This is a genomic window from Citrobacter sp. Marseille-Q5395, assembly GCF_947057495.1.
GTDB classification, from domain to species: domain Bacteria; phylum Pseudomonadota; class Gammaproteobacteria; order Enterobacterales; family Enterobacteriaceae; genus Citrobacter; species Citrobacter murliniae.
In genome coordinates this window covers 1-4637 of the sequence record NZ_CAMSEL010000049.1, presented here as the reverse complement: position 1 = coordinate 4637, position 4637 = coordinate 1, and the positions used below count along the sequence as shown (strand labels likewise).

Here is a 4637-nt window from a genome sequence, read left to right as displayed (position 1 = left end):
TATTCAGGCACGCACTGATGGCAGCAGCAACGGCTTTCCTTGCTGCTATCATCGACGGGCTATCCGGCACTATCTGACCCGTTCATTATGGGTATACCTCAGCTATAACGGCCTGACCTACTCAAAAACCGGTACATTTAGACCCCGCCGATGACTCAAAATGCACCACCACCATAGTGACACACCAAAATGACACATAGGATGACATGAGGACTTACGCTTACATGCGGGCATCCACAGCTGAACAAGATGCTGCCCGTGCATCACAATCACTGAACACCTTCGCGGAAGAACGCGGGTTAACCATCGCTGCAAACTTCATCGAGAACGTATCCGGTGCATCACTACAGCGTCCTGAACTGTTCCGGCTTCTCGCCGTAGCTCAAGCGGGTGACATTCTGCTTGTTGAACAAATCGACCGCCTCAGCCGTCTCGATGCTGACGATTGGGAACGCCTCAGAGGAGTAATACAGAGCAAGGGAATCAGGATAGTCGCTCTGGATCTGCCAACCAGCTATCTGCAACTACAATCCGGAAACGATGAGTTCATGCGTTCGATGATGAATGCTATCAACGGGATGATGCTAGATATGCTCGCCGCCATAGCCCGCAAGGACTACACAGATCGCCGTCGTCGGCAAGCTCAGGGCATCGAGAAGGCTAAAGAAATGGGGCTCTACAAAGGGCGGCAACCCGATTTAGAAAAGCATGAGCACATTCGGACTCTGATCTCTCAGGGAAACTCACAGAGAAAGGTGGCTAAGATGCTGGGCTGTGCCGTGGGAACGGTAAGAAATGCACTTAATGCGGAGAAAACAATGGGATGATCAACCCTCAAATGTACAAAAGCCCCGTGACAGAATCACAGGGCTTCGGTACTCTAATTCTTGCAGATGCCTGCCAGGATCAGACTTCGACAATCCAATCCTAGCAGGGCTGGCTAGCTATGTCACTACCAGCTTAATACCATTCAACGACATTAAACCCACATCTGCACCCTTGAAACTCAGGTCTACGCCCCGGACTCCGGCAGGATAAACAGGCAAACGGTGGGAACCTAACCAGCACGGGAAAGAAGCTGGCTCTACCCCGTCTCGCTGTACGATAACAAGCACCTGATAAAGTGAGAATCAAGGAAGTAGTTGCGGTGACGTGTAATTGCCACGGTCTGGCTCATCACCCACACAATGCAGATAAAACAGACGACCAGACGCTGGTCGCTCCGCTCCCATTTTCTGGTGTACCCACCATGGGGGCATTAGGCATCTATTGCCATTTATTTGTCTTCCCGTCACCATAGTTGGAACACAATCAGAGAGGATCAATGATGTCAGAAAAAGATTCGTTCTTTAAAACCGTCAACGCGAATATAAATGCAGAGAAAGCAGGAATTGAGGCGTTCAAAAAGGATGTATTTGAATTTCAGAAAGGCACTACATGGTTGCTCAATGAAATTCAAAGCTGGTTTGATGGCTCACCAATAACATCACAAAAGTCCACAGCCCGGGTTACTGAAGGTAGTGACAGCTTTGAAGTATCAACATTGATACTAAAAAACAGCGGAAAAACACTGACCATTGCCCCTGAGTGCCTTTATTTCTGGGGGGGGAGAGGTAGCTTAGAGGTATCTATCCATAACATCAATCGCTCACCAAATACCTCTAAATTCACCCTTCACCAGCACGACAAAACTAGCAACATTGATGGATGGGTAATAGTTTCTGCGGGAAACCCTGCTCAACGAATTGAGTTCAACCAAGAGAACTTCTTCTCAATGATTCAATCGTTTGCCTGATGCCTAAAGGGCTAGTTAATCAGCCCTTTTTCCACGTCTCTCCTTCACCCATTCTAAAACACTTTGGTCACGAGGGGCAGGTAGAGCCAACCGACTCTGTAACTCATCCACCTTGCTTGAAAGATGACTAACCATCTCCCGAAGTTGTGACATTTCAGCCAATAAAAGTGTGACATATTCAGGCTGATTTTCGAGTGATCCCGTGGATACCTTCTCAGGTTCAGGCTGTGACAACACGCCATAGACACGCAGTAATTCACTGGTTTCAATAACCGTATTGTCACCCCCCGTCACACTTGCGGAAAGCTTACCAGCCTTGATATGCCGATAGATTGTCCGTCGTGTGACACCAGCTAACTTTGCAGCCTCAGTGACACTGTGACTCGCCATGTGACACCACCAGAATTAATTGAGTGATCGTAAGTGACAGGATCACATGATGTCACACCACTATAGCACCCGCAAATTGCAGCTAATATCAATGAACCAATACCAGATAAACGGAGGTCGAATGTACGAGTATTACACGAGGGCACAACAAGTGCTGGATGTACTGGAAAGAACCTGTGAAAAACTTCAGTTGAACAGATCAATCAAGTTAGTTTCAAACCTACGCAGAAAAGGACTACTGGCAGAACCATCTATCGCCTACCTGATGGACTCGCTACGCCCAAATGAAGCGAAACGGTTCTGCGAGGCTATGGCATTCATTGAAGGCCACTTTGCACGACTAAAACCCGAAGACAAAATATTCATAAAAACAGAAGCACCAGCAACTAAAGGCTTCTACATGGCACACCTTCGTGATCATTCAACCATCATAGAGCTGGCTCGCAGAATGATGATTGGCGAACGACGCTTCACTGGCGTTGATCCACAACTGGTCGACGTCGCATCAACCCTTGCAAGCAGCCCTACATGGTGCGTCAGAGTGCTAATCCCCAGCATCGACCCACGAAAAGCGGCAATAATCATCAACAAATTGGCAGCATTAATTTATCGGGCTCTAGAACGAGTGAAAGGGAAACCAGTGCCACATCAATACGTAGCCCAACTTCAGCGAATGAGCTACGAATTACATCAAATGCGGAGCTAAAACACGTACCACCCGTTCTGACTTTGTTTCAGATAACCTCTATAGACCAGCTCGTTTAACGCTGGTCTATAGTCATCCCATCCAGCATTACCGCCAGCAACATACTGCTCCCAGAACACTCGTGAAAAGGTTTGCGGCGATGGGAAAAAACCATCACGGCAGAATGGTTCTAACGAACCAAATTGTATATCTTGCCAAATATCATCACTAATACTCATAAAATCCTCCTTAAAGGGTTGTTGTAATTAAATTTATTTATAAAACAGGAGGCATTTTGTTACTCAAACCAACGGCAATAAGAAAGGATGGTCGGACATATCAAGTATTCCTGCCATATATCATCGACGAACTTTCTGAACGACACCGAAAACGGCCCGCCCAATGGTTCAAGGCTTCACTAGCACGTCTTCAGGGGGCCCCAATCGAACTGCAAGAATTCTGCACGCCAAAGCTGATTTCCGGCGAGTGGGATCACCGTACAGACTGGATTTCGGTATTTGACGCTCTGGCATTACTCGCTTGTAGCCCTGACAGTTACCAGAACGATGATCTCATCAAGGAAATCGAACATGAAACCAAAGTAGAACTTCCGGTTAAGCCCGGAAGAAGCAAGCATGAAGCCGTATTTGGCGAGCGGCTCAACAAAACCCTTAAACGCATTTCAGAAACCAGCGGTAGGCAATTCAGTGTCATCACGCAGAAGCATTTCAACGGAAGAAAGTACCGCGTCGACTTCGTTGTCACCCTCGAGGGAGCACCAAAACAATACGTAATTGAGTTTGATGAGGCATTCCACGCAGAGAAGCGGCAGCGAGAACGGGATTTAGAGCGTGACAGATGGTTTAGAAAGCATGAGAAAACCCTAGACCTCATCCGAGTAGAGCATAAACACCAAGACAACTGGCTTAAATGCCTTGAAGGTATCGGAGAACCACGCCCAATCGAGCACTATTACGCTCACTGCATCCGAGTTGCCAGCGAGATCAGGTCGAAAACGGAGCGGGTAATTACAGGAGAATCATCAAAAGCGGCCTACGATCCGGCGAAAAATGGCTGTTCCTGCCTGCTAAAGCACGATAAACGCCGCCTGAAAGAGCTATCAGCCATCATGGTAGACCTCAACATTCCATTCAGAGCAACCGATCGGCTGTTCGTAACCCGCCGCAGCCCCAGTAAATACGGGCTGTAATTACAAAAGTCACATGAAAAGTTACAACGAAATGTTGATGCTCTGCGATTTTCGGGGTGTTCAAACGTTGTAACCTTTGTAACCCACCTCAACACACCCTTATATAGATATTTATCTCTTTATTAATTATTGACTTGCCTTCAGTTTCCTAGCCGATGTTCTCATCATTAGATTTACCTACGCTTCAACCAAACTAGCAATTCCAGTCATGATCTGAAATCTGGCCTAACTCACTGCACTACATTCAGCCAAAAGCAGCATAGAACCAACAAATTCATGAACCACAGGTATCAGAATCACATACCAAACGATACTCACCCATAAATCACTCATCAGAAGCAACCAGACGACCTGTGAGGCGATGAGTGACATATTCACACCCAAATCCACACGCACATCATAGAGGCTCTCAAAATGCGATTCATGAAGTTATTCAGGCACGCACTGATGGCAGCAGCAACGGCTTTCCTTGCTGCTATCATCGACGGGCTATCCGGCACTATCTGACCCGTTCATTATGGGTATACCTCAGCTATAACGGCCTGACCTACTCAAAA

Annotated in this window: 8 protein-coding genes; 6 read left to right on the top strand and 2 right to left on the bottom strand. The window is 47.1% G+C overall.

All coding sequences use genetic code 11. The features are described from left to right. Window positions 1-224 precede the first annotated feature (224 nt). The 3 genes from OH663_RS25660 (at window position 225) to OH663_RS25650 (ending at window position 1795) form a co-directional block, all read left to right on the top strand. Complete coding sequence (locus tag OH663_RS25660; protein ID WP_241657254.1) at window positions 225-827, top strand: recombinase family protein; 603 nt, start codon at window positions 225-227, stop codon at window positions 825-827. A 320-nt stretch (window positions 828-1147) separates the two neighbouring features. Then, a complete protein-coding gene (locus OH663_RS25655; protein WP_263525927.1) occupies window positions 1148-1300 on the top strand; it encodes a hypothetical protein in 153 nt (50 codons plus the stop codon). 24 nt (window positions 1301-1324) lie between these two features. Then, a complete protein-coding gene (locus OH663_RS25650) occupies window positions 1325-1795 on the top strand; it encodes a hypothetical protein (protein WP_182315919.1) in 471 nt (156 codons plus the stop codon). Between the two features lie 15 nt (window positions 1796-1810). Here OH663_RS25650 and OH663_RS25645 read toward each other — a convergent pair whose 3' ends face one another. Then, window positions 1811-2185: a helix-turn-helix domain-containing protein gene (locus OH663_RS25645; RefSeq protein WP_128295858.1), complete on the bottom strand. Its 375-nt coding sequence runs from the start codon at window positions 2183-2185 to the stop codon at window positions 1811-1813. A 121-nt stretch (window positions 2186-2306) separates the two neighbouring features. Between OH663_RS25645 and OH663_RS25640 the strand changes: the two genes are divergently transcribed. Then, window positions 2307-2891 (top strand): hypothetical protein, encoded by a 585-nt coding sequence (locus OH663_RS25640; RefSeq protein WP_128295859.1) that lies wholly within the window; start codon window positions 2307-2309, stop codon window positions 2889-2891. Here the strand turns inward: OH663_RS25640 and OH663_RS25635 are convergent. Beyond that, entirely contained in the window at window positions 2888-3109 is a 222-nt protein-coding gene (locus OH663_RS25635; protein ID WP_128295860.1) for a hypothetical protein, read from the bottom strand. The genes OH663_RS25640 and OH663_RS25635 overlap by 4 nt on opposite strands. Before the next feature lie 56 nt (window positions 3110-3165). Between OH663_RS25635 and OH663_RS25630 the strand changes: the two genes are divergently transcribed. Together OH663_RS25630 and OH663_RS25625 are read left to right on the top strand one after the other, a co-directional pair. Then, on the top strand, window positions 3166-4080 hold the full coding sequence (locus OH663_RS25630) for a hypothetical protein (RefSeq protein WP_128295861.1): 915 nt from the start codon (window positions 3166-3168) through the stop codon (window positions 4078-4080). 365 nt (window positions 4081-4445) lie between these two features. Next, window positions 4446-4637, top strand: a 192-nt coding sequence (locus tag OH663_RS25625) for a hypothetical protein (RefSeq protein WP_263525926.1), incomplete at its 3' end; no start/stop codon positions are given.

Bases quoted from the DNA above. Each gene is read 5' to 3' on its own strand.
- OH663_RS25635 (WP_128295860.1), bottom strand. From the start codon at position 3,109: ATGAGTATTAGTGATGATATTTGGCAAGATATACAATTTGGTTCGTTA.
- OH663_RS25645 (WP_128295858.1), bottom strand. From the start codon at position 2,185: ATGGCGAGTCACAGTGTCACTGAGGCTGCAAAGTTAGCTGGTGTCACA.
- OH663_RS25640 (WP_128295859.1), top strand. From the start codon at position 2,307: ATGTACGAGTATTACACGAGGGCACAACAAGTGCTGGATGTACTGGAA.
- OH663_RS25650 (WP_182315919.1), top strand. From the start codon at position 1,325: ATGATGTCAGAAAAAGATTCGTTCTTTAAAACCGTCAACGCGAATATA.
- OH663_RS25660 (WP_241657254.1), top strand. From the start codon at position 225: ATGCGGGCATCCACAGCTGAACAAGATGCTGCCCGTGCATCACAATCA.